This window comes from Streptomyces sp. WG7 (genome assembly GCF_049975785.1).
Classification (GTDB): Bacteria; Actinomycetota; Actinomycetes; order Streptomycetales; family Streptomycetaceae; genus Streptomyces.
Genome location: NZ_JBNGGE010000064.1, coordinates 1 through 20,890 on the forward strand (window position 1 = coordinate 1; position 20,890 = coordinate 20,890).

General features: G+C 68.1%; 20 protein-coding genes, 2 tRNA genes and 2 pseudogenes. 13 read left to right on the top strand and 11 right to left on the bottom strand.

Annotated features, from left to right (window positions below):
• Window positions 1–93: 93 nt before the first annotated feature.
• From ACP4J0_RS35105 to ACP4J0_RS35145, 9 genes are all read right to left on the bottom strand, one after another.
• Window positions 94–1,149 (bottom strand): UDP-N-acetylmuramate dehydrogenase, encoded by a 1,056-nt coding sequence (locus ACP4J0_RS35105; protein WP_426602996.1) that lies wholly within the window; start codon window positions 1,147–1,149, stop codon window positions 94–96.
• Window positions 1,150–1,285: 136 nt separating this feature from the next.
• Window positions 1,286–1,666 carry a DUF3291 domain-containing protein gene (locus ACP4J0_RS35110; RefSeq protein WP_426602998.1) on the bottom strand — a complete coding sequence of 127 codons (381 nt, stop codon included), beginning with the start codon at window positions 1,664–1,666 and terminating at the stop codon, window positions 1,286–1,288.
• A 123-nt stretch (window positions 1,667–1,789) separates the two neighbouring features.
• Entirely contained in the window at window positions 1,790–3,253 is a 1,464-nt protein-coding gene (locus ACP4J0_RS35115; RefSeq protein ID WP_426603000.1) for an MFS transporter, read from the bottom strand.
• Between the two features lie 117 nt (window positions 3,254–3,370).
• The gene (locus ACP4J0_RS35120; protein WP_426603002.1) at window positions 3,371–3,943 is read right to left on the bottom strand and encodes a TetR/AcrR family transcriptional regulator; all 573 of its coding nucleotides are present in this window, start codon (window positions 3,941–3,943) and stop codon (window positions 3,371–3,373) included.
• Window positions 3,944–4,262: 319 nt separating this feature from the next.
• The gene (locus tag ACP4J0_RS35125) at window positions 4,263–4,691 is read right to left on the bottom strand and encodes a MaoC family dehydratase (RefSeq protein WP_426603049.1); all 429 of its coding nucleotides are present in this window, start codon (window positions 4,689–4,691) and stop codon (window positions 4,263–4,265) included.
• A 67-nt stretch (window positions 4,692–4,758) separates the two neighbouring features.
• Window positions 4,759–5,211, bottom strand: coding sequence for a MaoC family dehydratase N-terminal domain-containing protein (locus tag ACP4J0_RS35130; protein ID WP_361733351.1), 453 nt, complete (start codon window positions 5,209–5,211; stop codon window positions 4,759–4,761).
• A gap of 115 nt (window positions 5,212–5,326) precedes the next feature.
• Entirely contained in the window at window positions 5,327–5,491 is a 165-nt protein-coding gene (gene rpmG / locus ACP4J0_RS35135) for a 50S ribosomal protein L33 (protein WP_003948671.1), read from the bottom strand.
• 91 nt (window positions 5,492–5,582) lie between these two features.
• Window positions 5,583–5,655: transfer RNA gene (locus ACP4J0_RS35140), tRNA-Met, on the bottom strand.
• 46 nt (window positions 5,656–5,701) lie between these two features.
• Window positions 5,702–5,774: transfer RNA gene (locus ACP4J0_RS35145), tRNA-Thr, on the bottom strand.
• A gap of 452 nt (window positions 5,775–6,226) precedes the next feature.
• Between ACP4J0_RS35145 and ACP4J0_RS35150 the strand changes: the two genes are divergently transcribed.
• Together ACP4J0_RS35150 and ACP4J0_RS35155 are read left to right on the top strand one after the other, a co-directional pair.
• The gene (locus ACP4J0_RS35150; RefSeq protein ID WP_426603004.1) at window positions 6,227–7,522 is read left to right on the top strand and encodes an amidohydrolase family protein; all 1,296 of its coding nucleotides are present in this window, start codon (window positions 6,227–6,229) and stop codon (window positions 7,520–7,522) included.
• A gap of 135 nt (window positions 7,523–7,657) precedes the next feature.
• Window positions 7,658–8,314, top strand: a complete 657-nt coding sequence (locus tag ACP4J0_RS35155; protein WP_426603006.1) for an NAD(P)H-binding protein — start codon at window positions 7,658–7,660, stop codon at window positions 8,312–8,314.
• A gap of 32 nt (window positions 8,315–8,346) precedes the next feature.
• Here ACP4J0_RS35155 and ACP4J0_RS35160 read toward each other — a convergent pair whose 3' ends face one another.
• Window positions 8,347–8,565, bottom strand: coding sequence for a hypothetical protein (locus tag ACP4J0_RS35160; protein ID WP_426603008.1), 219 nt, complete (start codon window positions 8,563–8,565; stop codon window positions 8,347–8,349).
• A gap of 754 nt (window positions 8,566–9,319) precedes the next feature.
• Here ACP4J0_RS35160 and ACP4J0_RS35165 point away from each other — a divergent pair.
• The 3 genes from ACP4J0_RS35165 (at window position 9,320) to ACP4J0_RS35175 (ending at window position 13,737) form a co-directional block, all read left to right on the top strand.
• Window positions 9,320–10,936 (top strand): replicative DNA helicase, encoded by a 1,617-nt coding sequence (locus ACP4J0_RS35165; protein ID WP_426603010.1) that lies wholly within the window; start codon window positions 9,320–9,322, stop codon window positions 10,934–10,936.
• Between the two features lie 186 nt (window positions 10,937–11,122).
• Complete coding sequence (locus ACP4J0_RS35170) at window positions 11,123–12,577, top strand: ATP-dependent nuclease (RefSeq protein ID WP_426603012.1); 1,455 nt, start codon at window positions 11,123–11,125, stop codon at window positions 12,575–12,577.
• Between the two features lie 371 nt (window positions 12,578–12,948).
• A complete protein-coding gene (locus ACP4J0_RS35175; protein ID WP_426603014.1) occupies window positions 12,949–13,737 on the top strand; it encodes an NUDIX domain-containing protein in 789 nt (262 codons plus the stop codon).
• Here the strand turns inward: ACP4J0_RS35175 and ACP4J0_RS35180 are convergent.
• Window positions 13,721–14,734 (bottom strand): annotated as a pseudogene (locus ACP4J0_RS35180) (XRE family transcriptional regulator). The gene ACP4J0_RS35175 and the pseudogene ACP4J0_RS35180 overlap by 17 nt on opposite strands.
• 685 nt (window positions 14,735–15,419) lie before the next feature.
• Here ACP4J0_RS35180 and ACP4J0_RS35185 point away from each other — a divergent pair.
• The 8 genes and pseudogenes from ACP4J0_RS35185 (at window position 15,420) to ACP4J0_RS35220 (ending at window position 20,742) form a co-directional block, all read left to right on the top strand.
• Entirely contained in the window at window positions 15,420–15,689 is a 270-nt protein-coding gene (locus ACP4J0_RS35185) for a DUF6284 family protein (protein ID WP_426603016.1), read from the top strand.
• Window positions 15,686–16,135, top strand: a complete 450-nt coding sequence (locus tag ACP4J0_RS35190; RefSeq protein WP_426603018.1) for a Pycsar system effector family protein — start codon at window positions 15,686–15,688, stop codon at window positions 16,133–16,135. The genes ACP4J0_RS35185 and ACP4J0_RS35190 overlap by 4 nt, the downstream gene beginning before the upstream one ends.
• Window positions 16,132–17,022, top strand: a complete 891-nt coding sequence (locus ACP4J0_RS35195; RefSeq protein WP_426603020.1) for a DUF2637 domain-containing protein — start codon at window positions 16,132–16,134, stop codon at window positions 17,020–17,022. The genes ACP4J0_RS35190 and ACP4J0_RS35195 overlap by 4 nt, the downstream gene beginning before the upstream one ends.
• Window positions 17,023–17,069: 47 nt before the next feature.
• A pseudogene (locus tag ACP4J0_RS35200) lies at window positions 17,070–17,438 on the top strand (DNA cytosine methyltransferase); the annotation flags it as partial.
• Window positions 17,422–17,988 (top strand): hypothetical protein, encoded by a 567-nt coding sequence (locus ACP4J0_RS35205; protein ID WP_426603051.1) that lies wholly within the window; start codon window positions 17,422–17,424, stop codon window positions 17,986–17,988. The pseudogene ACP4J0_RS35200 and the gene ACP4J0_RS35205, both read left to right, overlap by 17 nt.
• A complete protein-coding gene (locus tag ACP4J0_RS35210) occupies window positions 17,976–18,164 on the top strand; it encodes a hypothetical protein (RefSeq protein WP_224227776.1) in 189 nt (62 codons plus the stop codon). Before ACP4J0_RS35205 ends, ACP4J0_RS35210 begins: the two co-directional genes overlap by 13 nt.
• Window positions 18,165–18,197: 33 nt before the next feature.
• A complete protein-coding gene (locus tag ACP4J0_RS35215; protein WP_426603022.1) occupies window positions 18,198–18,515 on the top strand; it encodes a hypothetical protein in 318 nt (105 codons plus the stop codon).
• 106 nt (window positions 18,516–18,621) lie between these two features.
• Window positions 18,622–20,742, top strand: a complete 2,121-nt coding sequence (locus tag ACP4J0_RS35220; protein WP_426603024.1) for an ATP-binding protein — start codon at window positions 18,622–18,624, stop codon at window positions 20,740–20,742.
• Window positions 20,743–20,890 lie beyond the last annotated feature (148 nt).

The window sequence follows — 20,890 nt, forward strand, 5'->3', positions numbered from 1 at the left end:
CGGCTCCGGCTCCGGCTCCGGCTCCGGCTCCGGCTCCGGCTCCGGCTCCGGCTCCGGCTCCGGCTCCGGCTCCGGCTTCGGCTTCGGCTTCGGCTAGAGGCTGACGCCGACCGTCACCGGTTCGTTGACCAGCGTGACGCCGAAGGCCTCGCGGACTCCGGCGACGACCTCGCGGGCCAGGGCGAGCAGATCGTCCGTGGTCGCCTCACCGCGGTTGGTGAGAGCGAGGGTGTGCTTGGTGGAGATGCGGGCCGGGCCGGTGCCGTAACCCTTCGTGAAGCCGGCCTTGTCGATCAGCCAGGCCGCGGAGGTCTTGACCAGGCCCTCGCCGGCCGGGAAGGCGGGCGGCTCGGCGGCGTCGCCGAGGCGTTCGCCCACGCGCGTGCGGAAGGCGGCGAACTCCTCGTCCGTGAGGATCGGGTTGGTGAAGAACGACCCGGCCGACCAGGTGTCGTGGTCCTCGGGGTCCAGGACCATGCCCTTGCCCGCGCGCAGCTTCAGCACGGTGTCGCGGGCCGTCGTCAGCGGCACCCGCTCGCCCGCTTCGACGCCGAGGGCGCGGGCCGTCTCGGCGTAGCGGAGGGGGGCGGAGAGCCCGTCGGCGTTCTCCAGCCCGAAGCGGACGCGCAGGACGACATACCGCTCGGGTTCGGCCTTGAAGCGGCTGTGGCGGTAGGAGAACCCGCAGTCCGCGTTGGTGAGGGTGACCGTCCCGCCGGCTCTGCGGTCGTACGCGATCACCTCGGTGATCGTCGAGGAGACCTCCTGGCCGTACGCGCCGACGTTCTGGATGGGCGTCGCGCCCGCCGAGCCGGGGATGCCGGCCAGGCACTCGACGCCGGCGAGTCCGGCCTCGACGGTGCGGGCGACGGCGTCGGTCCATACCTCACCGGCCGCCAGCTCCAGCGTCGTGCCGTCGAGGGAGAGACCGCGCGTGGCGATGTGCAGGGCCGTGCCGTCGAAGCCCTTGTCGCCGATGACCAGGTTGGATCCGCCGCCGATGAGCAGCAGGGGCGTGCCGGTGTCGTCGGCCTCGCGGACGACGGCGATCACCTCGGCGTCGGTCGTGGCCGTGACCAGCCGGGTCGCCGGTCCTCCCAGCCGGAAGGTGGTCAGCGGGGCGAGGGGGGCGTCGTGGAGTTCCTGCACGCGCTCAAGAGTACGAGACGGCACCGACAGTCCCGGGCAGCGGGAAACGCCCCGGTCGGCCGGGGCGTTTCCTGTCCTCACGTTCGTCCTGTGTCCGCGCTCGTGTCCGTACGTGCGTCCGTACGTGTGTCCGTGCTCACGTCAGTCGCCGTCGTACCTCCGTCCAGTTCACCGGAAGCTCGTCGCTGGACGCCGGCCAGGAGGCGAACTTCGAGTCCCGCATCTCCCCGGCCAGCCCGCGTGAGGTGGGCGCGTGGGTGCCGGAGTGGGCGAAGGCCTTGAGGGCCTCGGGCGACTCCCAGGCGGACAGCGTCCAGAAGGTCCGCTTGAGCGGCTCCGCCTTCAGGGATGCGCCGTACGCTCCGGGCGCCTTGCCGACCTGCCGCCACACGCCGGGCGTGCGCGCCAGGAACTTCAGCGCTCCCCACAGGGTGCGGGTCTCGAAGCGGGAGGCGAAGACGTGCACCTCCGTGGCCTGCGGCGGCCGGTTCGGAACGATCCAGGGAAGGGTGGGCATGTCGGGCTCCTTTCGTGTCTCGTCCGTGGTTTCTCGTGTGGTGCTTCGTGTGTGGCGCTTCGTGTGGTGCTTCGTGTGGTGCTTCTCGTGGCTCTCGGATGTCGCTTCTCCCGTGTCAGGAGGTCAGCGGGAGGCCTCTCCCCCGGCCGGGATGAGCGCCGGTTCGGGCGTCGGTGCCGGCCCGTGCTCCTCCGGGGGCGCCTGGCCGTCCCGGCGGCGGGACGGGATCACCAGGGCCGCGACGCCTCCGAGGGCCACCACCCCGGCGCCCACCGCGACCGCGGGCCGCAGCCCGTCGACGAAGGACTGCCCGGACTCGTAGCCGCCCTGCGCCGCGAAGATCGAGCCCATGACCGCGATGCCGAGCGCGCCGCCGACCTCGCGCAGGGCGTTGTTGGCGCCGGAGGCGATGCCCTGCTCCTTCGGAACGACGCTGGACATCACCAGGGCGGAGGCGGGGGCGAAGAACAGGGCCATGCCGATCCCGCTGAGGATCAGACCGGGCAGCTGGACGGCGTAGGAGGCATCGGCCGTGATCACGGAGGCGAGGTAGCCGAGGCCGGCCGCCTGGAGGAAGAGCCCGGCAGCGACGACCGGGCGCCCTCCGATGCGGTCCGACAGGACGCCGGCGATCGGGGCGACCAGCATCGGCATGCCGGTCCAGGGCAGCATGCGCAGCCCCGCCTCGGTGGGCGTGTAGCCGAGTACGTGCTGCATGTACTGGCTGAGCAGGAAGATCGACCCGAACATGCCCAGGAACATCAGCAGGCTCGCCGCGTTGATCCCGGAGAAGGCCCGGGAACGGAAGAGGCGCATGGGGAGCATGGGGTTCTTGTCGTTCATGCCGTGGCGGACGAAGCCGGCCAGCAACGCGGCGCCGGCGAACAGGGCGGTCAGCACCACGGGCCCGGTCCAGCCGTCGACGGGCCCGCGGATCAGGCCGTAGACGATGCCGAAGAGTCCGCCGCTGGCGAGCAGGGTGCCGGGGAGGTCGAGCGGGGCTCCGGTGCCGTACGACTCGGCGAGGCGGAAACGGGCGAGCGGTAGCAGGACCAGACCCAGCGGAACGTTCAGCCAGAAGATCCACTGCCAGGAGATGTGCTCGGTGAGGCTGCCGCCGACCAGCGGACCGGAGGCCACGGCGAGCCCGTTGACGGCACCCCAGATGCCGTACGCCATCCCACGCCGTTCGGCGGGCACGGCGGCCGTCAGCAGGGTCAGTGTCAGCGGCATCATGATCGCCGCGCCGACGCCCTGGACCGCGCGGGCGGCGATGAGCGAGTCGATGCCGGGCGCCATGGCCGCGGCGGCGGAGGCACCGGTGAAGACGGTGAGACCGACGGCGAAGAGCCTGCGGCGGCCGAAGCGGTCGCCAAGGGCCGCCCCGAACATCAGCAGCACCGCGAAGGTGAGCGTGTACGCGCTCACGGTCCATTCCAGGTCGTGCAGTCCTCCGCCCATGTCCTCGCGGATGGAGGGCAGCGCGGTGGTGACGACGAGATTGTCCAGGGCCGCCATGAAACCGGCGACGCTGGTGATGGCGAGGGCCCAGCCCGTTCCCCCGCGTCGTGCGTTCTGCTGTGACATCTCTCCCCCAGAGGGTGTCCAGTGCTTTCGGTTGCTTCGGTTAGTAATTGATGACTAACTTTTACGCGCATACAGAAGCGCTCACTCGTGAGCATCCACCCGTACGCCCCCTACGCCCTAGGTGTCGTGCCGACCCCGCTTGACCTGCGCCGACACATGCAGCCCGTCCCACACCCGGTGCTCGGACGGGAAGCCCATGCCTGCCAGGGCGTTGATGAGCATCCCGTACGCCATGAAGGTCGTCGTCTCTTCGACGTCGCCGCCCAGGGGCACGCGCACGGTGTCCCAGAGCTCCATCCAGCCTCTGCGGACCATCTCGCCGAACTCGTGGTCCCCGGCCGCTTCCGCAGCCGCGACAGCGACGTACACCTGCAATTGCATCTGGAGGCGCTCGGGCTGCTCGGTGATCAATCGCGTGTAGGCCTCGGCCATGGCATCCAGGGCCTCTTCGCCACTCAGGCCCTCGGACGACGCCTCGAAGACCCGCCGCATGTCCTGCAGACAGCGCTCCGCCACCGCAAGGAAGATGGCCTTCTTGCCCGGGAAGAGCCGGAAGAGGTACGGCTGGGAGACTCCCACCCGCTTGGCGATGGCCTCCGTCGACGTGCCGTAGAAGCCGCCGCGGGCGAACTCGCCCATCGCCGCGCGGATGACGCTCTCGCGCCGCTCCTCTGCGCTCATCCTGACCATGAAAATAAGTTAGTACTCAATCACTAACCATGTCAAGGGACGGCCGGCCCCCGGGTCTTCTCGCCGCAGCGGCAAGGAGACCCGGCAGCGAGTAAGAGGTGTTCTCACCCGGCGGCAGGTAAGGGGCCGCTCCCCAAAGAGAACGCCCCTTACCAAATGTCTCCCGGACGGTCACGGCAGACCCACCGGGCGACCGAACGCCTGCGAGGCGACTGGCGGGCAGCCGAACGCCTGCGGGGTGAACTGCGACAGGCCCACCGGACGACCGAACGCCCGCGAGGCGAACTACGACAGGTCCACCGAAACCGCGGCGGGCCCGTCAGGCGAGTCGCACGATCGCCCTGGCCATGCCGAGGACCTTCTGTCCGGCACTGGTGGCCGTCAGGTCGACGCGGACGGTGTTGTCGTCGAGCTTGGCCGCGACCTTGCCGCTGACCTCGATCACGGCACCCTGGTCGTCGTTCGGTACGACGACGGGCCTGGTGAAGCGGACGCCGTACTCCACGAGCGCGCCCGGGTCGCCGATCCAGTCGGTGATCACACGGACCGCCTCCGCCATGGTGAACATGCCGTGCGCGATGACGTCCGGCAGGCCGACCTCCTTGGCGAATTTCTCGTTCCAGTGGATCGGGTTGAAGTCGCCGGAGGCGCCCGCGTACCGCACGAGCGTGGCCCGGTTCACAGGGAAGTTCTGCGCGGGCAGCTCGGTGCCGACCTCGACGTCGCCATATGCGATCTTCGCCGTCACGGGAGGCGTCGAGGGGGACGTCACGGGAGGCGTCGTGGAATGCGTCGTGGGGTGCGTCATGGAATGCTCACGCCTCCTCGGCCGCGCGGGCCACGAGCTTGGTCCAGGCGGTCACGACGTGCTCGCCGGCTTCGTCGTGCACCTCTCCGCGGATGTCCAGGATGTCGTTGCCCGCCATCGACTTGATCGCCTCGATGGTGGAGGTGACGGTGAGCCGGTCACCGGCGCGGACCGGACGGGCGTAGGCGAACTTCTGGTCGCCGTGTACGACCCGGCTGTAGTCCAGGCCGAGCTGCGGGTCCTCGATGACCTGACCCGCCGCCTTGAACGTGATCGAGAACACGAAGGTCGGCGGTGCGATCACGTCCGGATGCCCGAGCGCCTTCGCGGCCTCCGTGTCCGTGTACGCCGGGTTGGCGTCCCCCACCGCCTCCGCGAACTCGCGGATCTTCTCCCGGCCCACCTCGTAGGGCGCGGTAGGCGGATAGGTCCGCCCCACGAACGACTGGTCGAGCGCCATGGGCTCGCCACCTCCTGCTGCTCTGCTGGCTGTGGGTGCCACCTTCGGCACCGCTGACCGAAACGACACGAGGCCGCCCCCAAACCTCGGGGACGGCCTCGTGTACGAGCCTGATTTATCGCGTTTCGCGGTGCGCGGTGTGCGCGTTGCAACGCGGGCAGTGCTTCTTCATCTCCAGTCGGTCCGGGTTGTTACGCCGGTTCTTCTTGGTGATGTAGTTCCGCTCCTTGCACTCCACGCAGGCCAGCGTGATCTTCGGGCGGACGTCGGTGGCAGCCACGTGAGTGCACTCCTTGACGAACGGATTGATGGTACTAACGCAGGAAAGAGTAGCCGATTGAAGGACCGACCCCGCAATCGGCTACTGAATGTAGCGGTGACCGGACTTGAACCGGTGACACAGCGATTATGAGCCGCTTGCTCTACCGACTGAGCTACACCGCTGTGATGCGATCGGGCCCCGCCTTGCGGCGGGAACCTCTCACACCAGAGCCCCAAAACGGAATCGAACCGTTGACCTTCTCCTTACCATGGAGACGCTCTGCCGACTGAGCTATTGGGGCGAGCGATGAAGACATTACACGGTCGCCTGCCGTTCGCCCAAATCCGTTTCGCGACGCCTGCCCCGTCCCGTCCCTGCCCCGTGCCACCACCGGGTCAACCACGGCTCCACCACGGCTCCACCCGCGCCGTCCCGTCCTCCTGCCTCGCCCCGCCACCGGGTCCCGCCCACACCACCCCGCCCCCTGCCCACGCCGTCCCCGGGCTCGTCGGCCTTCCCGCGTGCACGCCCTTCCCGCGTGCACGCCCTTCCCGCGTGCACGCCCCGGCGGCGCCGGAGGGCCTGACCACCTGGGCACACGCCCCGGGCGGCCCCCAGAGGGCGTGGCGCAGCGGGACCGCACCGGTACGACTATTGCGCTCCTCCGCGTCGCGGGCTGATCACCGTCCTAGGCTCGACTCACTCTGCGTGATTGCGTCCCCCACTGCGCAGTCCCCGAGCCAGAGGAGCGCGATGCCCGACAGCCAGCCGCAGCCGCCCCACTCGCCCTCCCCCTCGGACCCCGCCGACCGCGGATCGGTCCTGCTCTCCGGGGCACGGCTCACCGACGGCCGGACCGTGGACGTACGGCTGCACGGCGGGCGCATCGAGGCGGTCGGCACCGCCGGCAGCCTGACCACGGCCCGAACGCCTGGCTCCGGCACCCGCGTGGACCTCACCGGCTACCTGCTCCTCCCCGCCCCCGCCGAACCCCACGTCCACGGCGACACGACACTGACGGCCGACACCCCCGGCCCCGTCTCCTACGACCCCCTGGACGTCCAGCGCCGGGCCACCGAGGCCGCCCTGCTCCAGCTGGGACACGGGGCGACCGCGCTACGGGCACACGTGCGTGTGGGTGGCGTTCCGGGGCTGGACGCGCTGACCGCCGTACTGCGGGCGCGGCGCTCACTGCGCGGGCTGACCGAGCTGACCGCGGTCGCGACACCGAGGCTGCTGACCGGGGTGGCCGGGGCCGACGGCCTGGCGATGCTGCGGGACGCGGTCAAGATGGGCGCCGACGTGGTGGGCGGGTGCCCGGACCTGGACCCCGACCCGACGGGGTATGCCGAGGCGGTCCTGGAAGTCGCCGCCGAACACGGCTGCCCGGTCGACCTGCACACGGACGCCGCCGCCCCGGCACGGCTGGCCCGGCTGGCGGCGATGGCGGGCGGGCTGCGCCACGGGGTGTCCCTCGGCCCCTGCGAAGGGCTGGGCCGGTTGCCCGCCGACGCGGCCTCCCGGGCCGCTGACCAGCTCGCCGCGGCCGGGGTGACGGTGGTGTGCCTGCCGCAGGGCAGCTGCGGCGCCGTAGACCGCCGCGACGGCACGACCCCGGTACGGCTGCTGCGGGCGGCCGGCGTACGGGTCGCCGCCGGGAGCGGTGCGCTGCGGGACGTGTCCAACCCGGTCGGGCGCGGTGACCCCCTGGAGGGGGCCTACCTGCTGGCCTCCCGCCATGGGCTGCGCCCCGAGGACGCGTACGACGCGGTGAGCGCCGCGGCGCGGGCGGCCCTGGGCCTGCCCGAGGTTCGGGTGGAGGCGGGCTTCCCTGCCGAACTCCTCGCGGTGCGCGGGGAGCGGCTGGCGGGAGCACTGTCCCTGGCGTACAGCCGGATCGTGGTGCATCGGGGGCGCGTGGTGGCCCGGACCAGCGCGGTACGGGAGTACGGCGACTCGACGACCGGGAAGGGCCTGGGGCTGCCTCGGCAGGGCCGTGGGGTACGCGGGGAGCGAGAGGGGGGCGGGGAGCGCGGGGAAGCGTCCTGACAGGGTGTGAAGAACAACCTTGACGGGAGGGTGAGGGCCCTGCGCGTCAGTGAGGTCCCGTAAGTCCTGACGCCCCCGTGGGATACGGCCGAAGCCGTGCGGCGAGGGCGGCCGTCGGGGCGTACGGTCGAAGACATGCGCATTGTCATCGCTGGTGGTCATGGTCAGATCGCGCTGCGGCTGGAGCGGTTGCTCGCCGCGCGCGACGACGAGGTGGCGGGCATCATCCGCAAGGCCGAGCAGGCCGACGATCTGCGTGCGGCCGGTGCCGAACCGGTCGTGCTCGACCTGGAGTCGGCCTCGGTCGAGGAGGTCGCCGAGCGGCTGCGGGGCGCGGACGCGGCCGTCTTCGCGGCGGGCGCCGGCCCGGGAAGCGGGGCCGCCCGCAAGAACACGGTGGACAAGGCGGCGGCGGTCCTCTTCGCGGACGCGGCGGTCCGGGCGGGCGTACGGCGCCTCGTGGTCGTGTCGTCCATGGGAGCCGACCCGCACCACCAGGGGGACGAGATCTTCGACGTCTACCAGCGCGCCAAGGGCGAGGCCGACGCGTACGTGCGCTCGCTGGAAGAGCTGGACTGGACGATCCTGCGCCCCGGCGCGCTGACGGACGACGCCGGCACCGGCCTCGTCCGCCTGGAGGCACACACCGGCCGCGGCGCGGTCCCCCGCGACGACGTGGCCGCCGTACTGGCGGAACTGGTCGACACCCCGGCCACCAACGGTCTGACCCTGGAGCTGATCAGCGGTTCTACGCCCGTGTCGGTGGCGGTGAAGTCGGTGGCCGGGAACTGAGGGCGCGCAGCCCGGAACTCTCGGGCTACGGGTCAGAACAACGGCAGCTGCCCGGGGAACCCGGGGACGACGTACCCGTCCAGGGACGGCTGCGCCGCGCCGAGTTGCGCCGGACGACGCGAACCCGGGCAGGAGACGAGCTCACCACTGGCTCGCGCACCGGAAGGGTCATGACGCGCGTACCGCCCCGCGACGACGGCGATCTCGCGACGGCACTCTGGGCAGGTTCTGCGGCGGGAGGACGAGACCATGACACCAGTCTGCCCGCAGCGGCGCGAGCGCCGTTCGCGTCCACCCATGACCAAAGGCCCCGTGACCTGCTGTTCGGGCAGGTCACGGGGCCTCTCGTTCCCGTGTGGCGGCGCCAGGATTCGAACCTGGGAAGGCTGAGCCGGCAGATTTACAGTGGGACAGGCCCCGCGCGGGTGAGCTGCGGTTTCCTGTTCTAGGGCCTCCCTCGGGGGACACCTGGGGGATCAGGGGTGTTCCCGGCCTTCAGGAGGTCATCTCCTCCGCATGGCGCTCCGCGAGCCGTCTAGGGGCCAGTCGGAGGCGACGCACTGCATCGCTACCGGGCCCACGCGAGGACCGCCGTTGCCAGTGCGTTGAGCCCGACCGTGAGTGTCACTTGAATGAACGTCATGATCGCGAGCACTTTGACCTCCCTCCCAAGCTGACCAGCGGTAGCAGCTCGCCTCTTCTGGCATCGACGCATCGGCTTCCCTTCGTAGTCGGTAACCCCAGCGTCAACGTCCGCTCCCAGGAGGTGTTCGCCTCGCGTCACAAATAGACACTTGGCAAGTCAAGCCAACGGCCTGACCTGCGACGGGTGGGCATGACAAGCTGCCCATGGAAACACTTGGAGACACTCGGAGGTGCAGCTTGGGATCAACACGCGGGAAGCGCGGGCTGGCGATGCCGAGCGAGGCAGATGTGCCCCTTGGCCCTCATCGGCAACTCATCGCTGCCCTGCATCGGGCTTACGCGTCAGCTGGCCGGCCCGGCTTGAGACAGATAGCCACTGGACTCAAGCACGACGACTCCATCCCTGGCACGGTTAATTATCAGGCGATTGGAAAGATCCTTAACGGTAAGCAACTCCCAACCCCCCGCCAGCTCGTCAGTTTGACGTCGTGGCTGATCAAAGAATCCGAAATCAGATCAGAAGAAACGCAAGATCCGAAAGAATATGTTCGGACTCTTCTCCAGCTTCGCGATGCTGCACACGATGAAGCGCTAGGAATTTCCGCCGGATCGAAAGAGAATGAAAAGGATACACCCGCAAGAGGGGGCGTCACACTATCGGGATCTCTGGAGCTGGTCCAAGAGGCCGAAAATAAGATCGAACGCAAGCTCCTGAGCTGCATGCTTAAATCTGCAGAGGCCATTGGCGACATCGTCGAACCGATGACACCAGATAGCTTCCACTCCGATGTCAACAGAGAGATTTACGGGGCACTACTAGAACTTTACGCCGACTCTCAGGATATTACATGTGAAAGAGTCGCCCAAAAAGTAGCCTCAACACTCTCAGCAGAAGTCGACGTATCAGAGTACTTGAACTCACTCCTGACAGAGGAGGTTAACCCATCGGCTGCCGCTGAATACGCGGACATGGCCATCAGGATAGCAAAAGTGAAGCATGTCGCCATGCTGGGGAACGCATTCACGGAGCTGTCTGGCCGATCACTAGCAGATGATCATGTCGACATTGAATCGCTAGTTAACAGCGTCACGAATGAGGTATTTACATTCGTGGAAGGGATTCACAGAATAAGCAGCTTCACCACCGTACTAGAACCGACAATCGACGAGATTGAGGGAATCGGAAGAAGAGGGCCCCGGAAAGCAGTCCCCAGCGGCTTCAATGAACTCGACGCACTGATATCAGGCTTCCGTCCTGGCGAGTTCACAATCATCGGAGGTGCCCCCGGTATCGGGAAGTCCACATTAGGTCTGGACATTGCTCGGAGTTTTTCATTGAAGCACTCACGGACCAGCCTACTCGTATCTTTACAGATGAGCCAGCAAGAGATGGCTATGCGAATCATGTCCGCCGAAGGCCGAGTATCACTGCATCGCATGAGATCTGCCGCCATGGAGGACGAGGACTGGCAACGCATTAATGAGGTAATGCCTGCCATATCTCAGGCTCCCATATACATGAAGGATGACCCTCTCTACTCTTACCGAGAACTGGAAGCCTCCTGTGAATGGCTCAGCAGCTTCAAGGAATTGCAACTAGTACTAATCGACAGTATCGATATCATGGATTTCGAGCAACGGCCCTCGCCTGTTGACCATGAAAAGGATCTAACTTTCATGGCACGCGAACTGCGCCGACTGGCCAAACGGCTGGATGTCTCAATCGTCGCCCTTTTTCAAACGGAACGGCCGGCTCACCACTATCCCGTTCAACCTCCGAATTTGCACGACATACCGAGGTCGCTAGAAAAGTACGCGGATACGGTGATCCTTGTTCATCGCGAAGATGCCTACGAGCGGGAGTCTCCCAGGGCGGGGGAAGCAGACCTAATAGTCGGGAAAAACCGATTCGGCCCTGTCGGTGTGGCCACCGTCGCCTTCCAGGGGCACTACGCGAGATTCGTTAGCATGACCTGAACTGCAGGTCTACGGGTGTAGGGTCTCAGATCCTCGCGTCTTGCGGGACCTCATCGACGCTATCGCGTGTGTCCGATGCAGGCGAAGGACTAGTGAGCTTCCGAGATGATCTGAACAGTGGGTTTGCGGAGTCTCCCGGCTTCAAAGGAGAGCATGTGGACGAGTACAAGAGCGAGATCCCCGAGCGTGGTCATCGGCCTGGAGGAGAAGGTCTCGAAGGATAGCTATGGAAAGTATCTAAAGAGGCTCACTTTGCGGAAAGTCCGCGGATTCACCGACCGCACTGTGACCTTCGACTTTCCCGTAACTGCTTTGGTTGGACCGAACGGGGGAGGCAAGAGCACGGTCCTCGGTGCTGCCGCGTTGGCTTACAAGAGTGTTCTTCCTGGCCGGTTCTTCGCCAAGAGTGGCAAGCATGACGCGAGCATGCAGAATTGGTCGATCGAGTATGAAGTCATCGACAAGGTGCTGAACACTCGGGGGCCCATCTCGCGCACAGCACGCTTCAAGGAGTACAGGTGGAGCCGGGACTCCGTGCTTGACCGCGAGGTTAAGGTTTTTGGGGTTGAACGCACCCTCCCGGCCACCGAGCGGGCCAAGCTCAAGAAGGCTGCGACTGCGTCGTTCGCGGCACTCAAGGAGGTAGCGCTGCCCCCTGAGGTGACGGCGCAAGTCGCGAGGATCCTCGGAAAGCCGATCGAAGGCTTCCAACAGCTCTACGTCGACGAGGCTGGCAACGTCACGCTGTTCTCCGGCCGCACGCACAAAGACGTGGAGTACTCCGAGTTCCATTTTGGGGCCGGCGAGGCCAGTGTGATTCGGATCGTTGCCGAGGTTGAATCCGCCCCGGATGGCTCCATGATCCTTATCGAAGAGATCGAGAATGGCCTTCACCCGGTGGCTACACGGCGCATGGTCGAATACCTCATCGGTGTGGCGAAGCGCAAAGGTTGCCAGGTCCTATTCACGACCCATTCCAACGATGCGCTTACACCCCTGCCATCAAAGGCTATCTGGGCGGCCTACAATGGCGAGGTGCTTCAGGGGAAGCTCGATGTCCGCGCCCTGCGCACAATCACGGGCCAGATCCATGCCAAGCTCGCGATCTTCGTTGAGGACAACTTCGCTGAGATGATGGTGACCACAGCCCTGCGTGTTCACGGCGGAATAGAGCTAGACGCAGTGAAGGTGCACGGCATGGGCGGAGCCGACCCTGCGATCAAGGTCAACCTCCAGCACAACATAGACCCGACCCGGCAGTTCACCTCTGTGTGCATTCTTGATGGAGATCAAGCCGGGCGGGAGAGTGCGAGTGATCTGATCTTTCTCCTCCCAGGAGACAGCTCGCCAGAGGCCCATGTCCTCGGTCGAATCCTGGAACGGCTCGACACGGTTGCAGCCAAGCTCGCTCTCCGCTTGCAATTGACCGTGCATCAGCAGGAGCGTGTGAAAGAGGTAGTGAAAACCCGCGCTCTGACTAATTGGGACCGGCACGTCATTTGGGAGCAGATCGGTGCAGACCTCGACTTCCAAGCGGGCAGCATTGTGGCGGGCGCCTTCCTGGCCACGTGGGCTGAAGAGTTTCCCGAAGAGGTCAACCAACTCGTCGACGCTCTTGGGGACCTCCTGCCACGGCGGTAGTAACCGCGCGGCCCAGGTCTATTGAAGGGACTGCTGCATGATCAGGTGTCACCTGATCATGCAGCAGTCCCGATCTTCGACACTGACATGAAACCCGGCGCCATAGGTTGGACGGTCGAAGCGGCACTAGTTCTAGGCACCCTGCGCGCTACCCGACTAATCGGGCTTTTTAGCATGATTATCGACGTAGCTGATCAAGACGTAACCGAACCGCGTCGATCCCCGGCCGCCGCTATTCCTCAGAGTCGGCGCCCGGACAGCGGGGTTCCAAGAAGTACTCCCGACCCTGGGTGAGGCGACTCCGTGAGCACACGTTATGCCCCTGTCGGTACGCTGGTACGCACCACGTCAGAACGGAGAGTGCTCCGCGGATGGGACCGAAGACGACCAAGGTCTATGAGACGCTTCGCGCGCGACTCACAGCAGGCGAGTACGCGCCCGGTGACAAGCTCCCCTCAGAACGCACGCTCGTGGAAGAACTCGGCATCGGCCGGACGGCTCTGCGGCAGGTGCTCGCCCGTCTCGTCTCCGAAGGACAGTTGGAGGTGCGGGGACGGAGTTCGTACCGGGTACCGGGCGCGGTGAGCGTTCAGCGTCCGGAAGGGCTGGAGCCCTGGCGTATCCACGGCGAGCGCGACGTGTACGACAACCGATGGGTCAGACTCCAGCTCTGGGACGTGGAACCGCCCGGGGTGAAGCGGTTCGAGCATCACGTCGTGAGGCTTCACCACGTGGCCATTACCGCCGTCATTGATGATCAGGACCGTGTTCTGATGATGTGGCGGTACCGCTTCGTGCCGAAGCAATTCGGTTGGGAGCTCCCTGGCGGCATCGTGGACGAGGGCGAGGACCCTGCGGACACGGCACTGCGCGAGACCGTTGAAGAGACGGGGTGGCGGCCAAAGTCGCTGGAGCACGTCGTGAGCTATCAACCCATGGTGGGCATGGTCGACTCCCCGCACGAGATCTTCGTGGGACATGGCGCCGAGAAGGTCGGTGAGCCGACCGACCTGGAAGAGGCCGGACACATCGAGTGGGTACCGCTGGCGGACATTCCCGGGCTCATGGCTCGCGGTGAGCTGCTGGGCTCTGGCACCCTCGTTGCCCTGCTGCACATCCTCGCGGCACGGCGCACTCAGGGACTCACAAGCGCGCACTGAGCAGGTCGACGCGACGACGCTGCCGGACCGAGCCGGTACGGCTTGCCAACAAGCGAGCCTGCCGCAGGTGCGTGCTGGCGTCGTCGTACTCGGCTCGCGTGAGGTGCGCTTGCGCCAGGTCGGCATGAAGGCCGGCGCGGGCGCGCACGAACGTCGGGTCCATGACCTCAAGCGCACCGTAAAGGCTGGTGACTGCCGACTCCTCCCCGAGGAGAGCGAGCACGTTGCCTTGCCACCGGGCGAGATGGGCGCCATTCAGGAAGATGCTCAGCATGTCCGGGTCCCGGTCCTCGGGACCCGGCGGAATGACGGCCATGGCCGCTTCCAGCGCACGCCGACTGTCGTCCGGCATCTCGGCATGCGCGCACAGCTCGGCTTCCGCGGCATACAGCCACGCCCGCAGCCGAGCGGAGCCGGAGGGACCGACCGTGCGCTGTGCGTCGCGCACCAGATCGACGGCGAGCGCCGGCCGCCCCGCCTCGCAGAGCACGTACGCCTACTCGCCCATGGCGTGAGCCAGGTACATCGGTTCTTCAGCGTCGCGGGCCGCCCGCTTGGCAAGTTCGTAGTGCCGCCACGCTCGCTCAACCGCTCCCGAGTCGATCGCTTGCCACGCTGCGAGAGTCGACGCACCGGCGAGCGCGAGCGCCACGGGCCGGCGCGCGCTGGGCAGTACCGCAAAGTTGAGTGCGTCTTCGAGGGCGGAGAGATGGCCAGTCATCTGGTCGACCAGGGCCGCGGCGCCCCTCTGGCGATCCATGGTGCGCAGTAGTTCAGTCTGGTCGTTGAACGCTTTCACCATGGACTCACCGACACTGCTCGCCAAGTCGATTCGGCTCAGCAGGTCGTCGTAACCGTCCGCGGTTGGCGCTGCCGGTACCGGGTCGGTGTCCCGCAGCTCCCCGTCCGTGACGCCGAGGAGCTGTCGCAGGACGCGTGCGTACCGGTCGGAGATGGTGCGCTTGCCGTTCTCCCACTCGGAGACGTAGACCCGCAGGCTCGCGGTCGACGCAACGTCCGTGAGGTTCCGTCGAGCGTACTGCTCGATCTCGCGAACCAGTCGTTCCTGCGACCATCCGCGCGCTGTCCGCGCGTTGCGAAGTCCCGTACTCACGGGCGTCCTCCCGACATTGGTTCCGCTCGCACCACCTAGCCAGCATGCCGCACATCACCGCAGGTCAACAGCCCCTAACAGGCCGGATGTTAAGCCCTGTTGCCTACCGCAGCCACTGTCTCCAGAGGTCTTCTGGAGGTGCACCACGACGAGGTGACCGCGACTCGAAGCAGCGAACCACCTTGACACTGGTGCGCACCAGATGCATTCTGCTGGTGCGCACCAGGTTGCGGGCTAGTCCCGATCGGCGGTGTGCGAGGCGAACGCCCGGAGGGCTCCGTGAAACGGGCTCGAAGGAAGCGCAAGCACCTTGAGAACTTCACACAGGGAACTGCCGGTAACCCGTGGTCCGCCTGCCCGAAGGGGTCGGAAACAAGGCGGAGAAGACCGGCGCGCCCCGTAGGACCACCCGACCGGTTCGAGTCCGGTCCGGGGCACTTCAGCCACTACTCCCGTGGCTGCGCCGCGTGTACCACGTGGCCACCTCAAGTAACGGCGCGCACCCCCCGGAGTAGCCGCTCCGAGGGGTGCTTTTCGGGCCGTTCCACGCTGAGAGGAACACGACCCAATGAATCACATCGTCACTGTTCAGGACGTTGTTACCGCGTTCGCCGACTTCATGGAGCCGACGAACGCCGAGCTGGACGCGATCGAGCAGGAGATGCCCGTAATCCTCGCGGACGTCGACCTGCTGGACGCGCACATCGTCACCCTCGACCGCACGCCGACCGAGGTCGACGAGCGCCGCATCCGCCGGGCCCGCCGCCGTGCGCTCGCCGCCCGCGTCGCGCTGGTCAACCGCGCGGCCGGTGCGAGCCTGCCCGGAGGTGCCGCGTGAGGGCCACCGACTCGAACCTGACCGCCGCGCACGCTGAGGTGAAGGCGGAGATCGCACGGACGGACACCAAGACGGCACTGCTGCTGGCGTTCGTCGGTGCGGTGCTCGCCGGTACCTTTACGGTCGCCCGTGACCTGCCGCTGACCGTGCCCGCCGCCGTCGCGGGCGGTGTCGGTGTGGTGGTGCTGCTGGCGGCGGCTGGCCTGCTGCTGTGGTCGGTCCGCCCGAACATTCGCGGACGGCACGGCTTCCCCTTGTGGGCCACCCTCACCGCCGAAGAGGTCAGCGCCGCTGCCGGCGGCCGGGACCTGGCCGCCGACATCGCCGGACTGTCCCGGCTCGCGGTCAGCAAGTTCACGTGCCTGCGCCGCGCGGTCGACCTCACCCTGTCCGGCGGTGCCCTACTCATCGCCGCCGCCCTGCTCGCCCTCGGGGGTGCGGCATGAGGCTTCACCGTAAGGGCCGTACCGCCCTTGTGCTCGCTCTGGTCGCCGTGGTCGGCATGGCGTTCCGGGTCTCGTGGAACGCGCTGCGGGACATCGCCGGTGCAGTCGGCGCGGACGAGACGGCGGCGATGCTGTACCCGTTCGTGGTCGACGGCCTCATGGCGCTCGCCCTGATCGCCACCCTGGTCCTGGCCGATCGCGACCGTACGTTCGCGCTGCGGGTGCTGGGGGCGTACACGGTCGCGTCGCTGGTCCTCAACTACGTGCACGGCCTGGTCCCGGAGCTGCACGGCCGCACGGTCGACTGGGGACGGCTGGCCGACTGGGACCCGGCGAATTGGGCCCTGGTTCTGCTCGCCACGTCGCTGCCGGTCGGGTCGATCTACTTCGGCTCCGACCTCGTGGCCAAGGTCCTCCACCACCGCCCCACCCCGATTCCGTCCGAGAGTACGAATGCGGAGGAATCTACTGAGACCAATACGAAACGGTCTACGGCTGACCTGCCCGTATCGACCCCCGCGCCGATCACCCCGAACGTGACCGTGCTGCCCCGTCCGGTGGCCGTCGGCTTCCTCAAGTCGACCCTGCCCGCCAAGCCGTCCCCCTCGATCGCATCGGCCCCCGCCGCCTCGATCGAGCGGCGTGCGGTGGCGGCGGAGTCGGCCCGTCCGCGCCGTGCCACGGGGCGTGTCCCGGCGGTGGCGAAGTCGAGTCGGCCGAAGCGCACGCCGGATCAGTTGCTCGCCGAGGCGCGCGAGGCGACGGCCGACTGGCCGGACGCGAAGGTGACCGCCGAGGGCATCCGGCGGGCCGTGCGCACGTCTCCGGTGAATGCGCGGGCGCTGCGGGACACCCTGCGCGCGGAGCGCGCCGGGGCGGCGGCATGAGCGGGCTGCGCATCGGTTCGCTCTGCTCCGGTTACGGCGGCCTCGACATGGCGGTCCAGGCGGTCTTCGGCGGCTCGCTGGCCTGGGTCGCGGACAACGACGCCGGAGCCTGCCGCATCCTCGCCCACCACCACCCGCACGTGCAGAACCTGGGCGACATCACCACCGCCCTCTGGGAGGACGTGGGGCCGGTCGACATCGTGACGGGCGGCTACCCGTGCCAGCCGTTCAGTTCCGCCGGCAAGAGGAAGGGAACCGCTGATGAGCGGCACATCTGGCCCGACATCGCCCGTGCCCTTGGGGTTCTACGACCCCGTCTCGCGGTGTTTGAGAACGTCGCAGGGCACCTTTCTCTCGGATTCGACTCCGTCCTCTCCGACCTTGCCGCCCTCGGGTTCGATGCGCGGTGGTGCACTCTTCGCGCATCTGACGTGGGAGCGGCTCACCAGCGCAAACGTCTCTTCGTCCTCGCCTGGCCTGCCGACTCCGGCGGCACGGGACTGGAGGGGCGGCGGGCAGCGCGGGCAGCTTCCGACCGCCGTCGGCTCGCTCCTGCCGACCCCGTCGACCTCGGAGAACACCGGAGCCGGGCACGCGGCGCAGGGCGGGATGAACCTGCGCCACGTCGTCTCGCTGCTGCCGACCCCACACGCGTCGGAGAACGAGAACCGGCAGACCAAACGCAGCCCCTCGCAGGAAGCCGGGACGCATGGCAAGAGCCTGGCCGCCGAGATGGGCTCGCTCCTGCCAACCCCGCGGGCCACGGACGGCTCGCACAGCGCCGTCTCACGCACGGAAGCGACGGACCGGCGCGTGCAGTCCGGAACGGCGAACCTCCCCGAGGTGGCGCTGAGCGCGTTCCCGACGGTCCCGCCGGGTGGGGCGAGTACGCCGAAGCGGTCGCGCGGTGGGAGGCGGTCCTCCAGCGCCCCGCCCCCGGGCCAGTTGACGCTGTGGGACGGCTGAGCCCCGCCTTCGTCGAATGGCTCATGGGCCTGCCCGCCGGACACGTCACCGACGTCCCCGGCCTGTCCCGCTCCGCACAGCTCAAAGCGCTGGGCAACGGCGTGGTCCCGCAGCAGGCCACGGCTGCGCTGCGATTCCTCGCCCCCGCCGCCCTCCCCGCCCGCACGGCCGCCTGAGGCGTCCCGAAGCCTTCGAGGAGCAGTCAACCGATGCGCAACGCAGACATCCGCCGCCTGGACCGCGCGATCCTGGCGACACAGAAGAAGCTCGACGCGGTCCGCCGGGGCGAGTGGTGGCCGCTGAACGGCAGCGAGCGCCGGGCCATGGCCCGCTCACTGGCCGCCGGCGGCTACAAGGTCGCCCGGGGCCGTAGCGCGGGCCGCGAGGAACAGCGCATGGACGCTACCGGCAACAGCGCCGAGATGCGGCTGAACGCGGAACTGACCGCCCTGCACGGCGAGCGTCAGCGCCTCCTCACCGAGGCCGCCCGCGACAAGGCCGCCAAGAAGTCGTCCGGCTGGTTCTGACCAGCCCGTTTCCCGCGCCGGGGTGACCGGGACTTACCACGGACACGGCCACCCCGGCGCTCTCCCTTACTCCCGCCCCGAAGGGGCAGTCAGGAGCAGTTCCAGCATGTCTGAGAACGTCGTTCACCTCCACAAGGCCACCGACCCCCCGACCGCCGACACCGCGCCGACGGTGCTCACGGTCGTGCCCGACGCGCCGCCCGCCCGGCCGGTGCCGCTGTGGGTCCGCTCCGGCCGCGTCGTGAAGACGGCCGCCACGCACGAGACGACCCGGGCCACGGTCCGCGCGGCGGCCCGGCACGGCCTCTACACCTTCAACGGCGGCCGGATCGTGGCCCGCCGCGCGTGGGACGGCCGCACGGGCTCCCGGTACGAGCGGATGATCCGCGCGGCCGAAGCCGCCGGGAACCTCGAAGCGGCCGAGGAATGGGAAGAGCGGTTGCAGCGCTTCCGCGCCGCCCGCCACCACCGCCGCATGGACCTCCTGCACTCCCCGGTCGAGGCCGCCAAGGGCGTCGCCGTCGGCGCCGGGATGAGCATCGGTGTCCTGGTCGCCCTCGGAGTCGTCATGGCCATCAGCACCGGCCACGTCGGCGACGTCATCACGCCGCTGTCCGCCACGGTCGACTTCATCGCCCTGCTGATCCGCATAGTGCAGATCGTGTGGGGTCCGGCCCTGTCGATCGGCCCGTTCCTCGCCCTGCTCGCCCTGTGGTCGGTCGGGCGCAAGCAGCACGCCGCTCCCGCATGGGCCCTGCCCGCCAACGTCCGCAACACCGAGGGGGAGCCGATCACCCCGTCCATCGTGGTCAAGGCCCTGCGCGACCTCGGAGTCCCGGCCCTGGCCCGGGCCATCAAGGAGATGGGCGACGCCGGCGCGAGCATGCTCGGACCGATCCGGATCGCCGGATGCGGTGTCGAGGTCGACGTGACCCTTCCCTCCGGAGTGGCCACGAACGAGGTGCAGGCCAAGCGGCGCAAGCTCGCGGAGAACCTGACCCGGCACGAACACGAGGTGTTCATCACCATCCCCCAGGCCGCCCGGACGGTGCGGCTGTGGGTCGCCGACTCCGGCGCCCTGGACGAGCCGATCGGCCCGTCCCCGCTGGTCACCGACGACACGATGACCGCCGACCACACCAAGGGCAAGGCACCGTGGGGGCAGGACCTGCGCGGCGACGCCGCCGCCCTGTCCCTCTACCAGCGCCACCTGCTCATCACGGGCCTGTCGAACCAGGGCAAGACCGTGGCCCTGCGCTCCCTCGCGCTGTGGCTGTCCCTGGACAAGTCCGTGCAGTTCCTCATGGGCGACCTCAAGGGCGCGGGCGACTGGGCCATGTTCGACGGCCTGGCCACGACGCTGATCCAAGGGCCGACGGATGAGCACGTGATCCAGGTGACCGAGATGGTCGAGGGCGCCGTGGACGAGATGAACCGGCGTCTCCAGGCGCCGCCCGGCACGGTGTTCCCGCCGCTGATCGTGCTGGTCGACGAAGCGCAGGTCGCGTTCATGTGCCCCGCCAAGGGCACCGGCAAGGACAAGCGGCCCTACGGCGGTGCCAAGGCCGATTCCCGGTACTTCATGGCCGTCCGCAAGATTCACAACCAGGGCCGTGCGGTCAACGTGCTGATGTGGCAGGGCACGCAGGACCCCACCAACGAGAACCTCCCCAAGCTGGTCCGCGAGGGTGCCCATACCCGCGCCTCCCTCGCCCTCGGCACCGAGTCCCAGGCCCGCATGGCCCTCGGGGACAAGGCCGTTGACGGGGGCGCGGCGCCGAACCTGCTGCGTCCGGGGCTGGACCGGGGGACCCTGGTCGTCGCCTCCGACGGGATCAGCATCCCGGCGGGGCAGTCGTCCATCACGGTGCGCACGCACTACATCGACGACGACGCCGCCACCGCGATCACCGACCGGGCCAAGGCCCTGCGCGACGGCGTCACCACCCTGCACGCCATCGACCGCAGCGCGGAGCACGACCCGCTCGCCGACATCGCCGCCGTCATCGGCGACGTCCCGCGGGTGCGCACGAAGGACGTCCTCGCGCGGCTCGCCGCACGGAACGCCGACGCCTACGGCGAGTGGTCGTTCCTCGACCTCAAGCGCATCCTCGACGACGCCGACGCCGGCCCGTACAAGTCCGACGGCGTGATGGTCGTCTCCCGCGACCGGGTGGCGCGCGCCCTCGCCAACCGCGACGGGGACGGTTCCGCTTCCGCCGAATGACGGCAGGGAGTGAACCGCTGCCGGGGCAGGGAGGCAGGGAGAACTCCCTGCCCGCCTCCCTGACCCGCATCCCTGGCTCTGACCTGCGTGAATGATCGTCCAGGGAGTCAGGGAGGCGCGCAGGTCACACCCCCCGAACACCCCTCTG

Coding starts and splice junctions, on each gene's coding strand:
- ACP4J0_RS35110 (WP_426602998.1), bottom strand. CDS start 1,666: ATGCCCACCCTTCCCTGGATCGTTCCGAACCGGCCGCCGCAGGCCACG.
- ACP4J0_RS35115 (WP_426603000.1), bottom strand. CDS start 3,253: ATGTCACAGCAGAACGCACGACGCGGGGGAACGGGCTGGGCCCTCGCC.
- ACP4J0_RS35120 (WP_426603002.1), bottom strand. CDS start 3,943: ATGGTCAGGATGAGCGCAGAGGAGCGGCGCGAGAGCGTCATCCGCGCG.
- ACP4J0_RS35130 (WP_361733351.1), bottom strand. CDS start 5,211: ATGGCGCTCGACCAGTCGTTCGTGGGGCGGACCTATCCGCCTACCGCG.
- ACP4J0_RS35150 (WP_426603004.1), top strand. CDS start 6,227: ATGCCCGACAGCCAGCCGCAGCCGCCCCACTCGCCCTCCCCCTCGGAC.
- ACP4J0_RS35155 (WP_426603006.1), top strand. CDS start 7,658: ATGCGCATTGTCATCGCTGGTGGTCATGGTCAGATCGCGCTGCGGCTG.
- ACP4J0_RS35160 (WP_426603008.1), bottom strand. CDS start 8,565: ATGGTCTCGTCCTCCCGCCGCAGAACCTGCCCAGAGTGCCGTCGCGAG.
- ACP4J0_RS35175 (WP_426603014.1), top strand. CDS start 12,949: ATGGGACCGAAGACGACCAAGGTCTATGAGACGCTTCGCGCGCGACTC.
- ACP4J0_RS35185 (WP_426603016.1), top strand. CDS start 15,420: ATGAATCACATCGTCACTGTTCAGGACGTTGTTACCGCGTTCGCCGAC.
- ACP4J0_RS35195 (WP_426603020.1), top strand. CDS start 16,132: ATGAGGCTTCACCGTAAGGGCCGTACCGCCCTTGTGCTCGCTCTGGTC.
- ACP4J0_RS35205 (WP_426603051.1), top strand. CDS start 17,422: ATGCGCGGTGGTGCACTCTTCGCGCATCTGACGTGGGAGCGGCTCACC.
- ACP4J0_RS35215 (WP_426603022.1), top strand. CDS start 18,198: ATGCGCAACGCAGACATCCGCCGCCTGGACCGCGCGATCCTGGCGACA.
- ACP4J0_RS35220 (WP_426603024.1), top strand. CDS start 18,622: ATGTCTGAGAACGTCGTTCACCTCCACAAGGCCACCGACCCCCCGACC.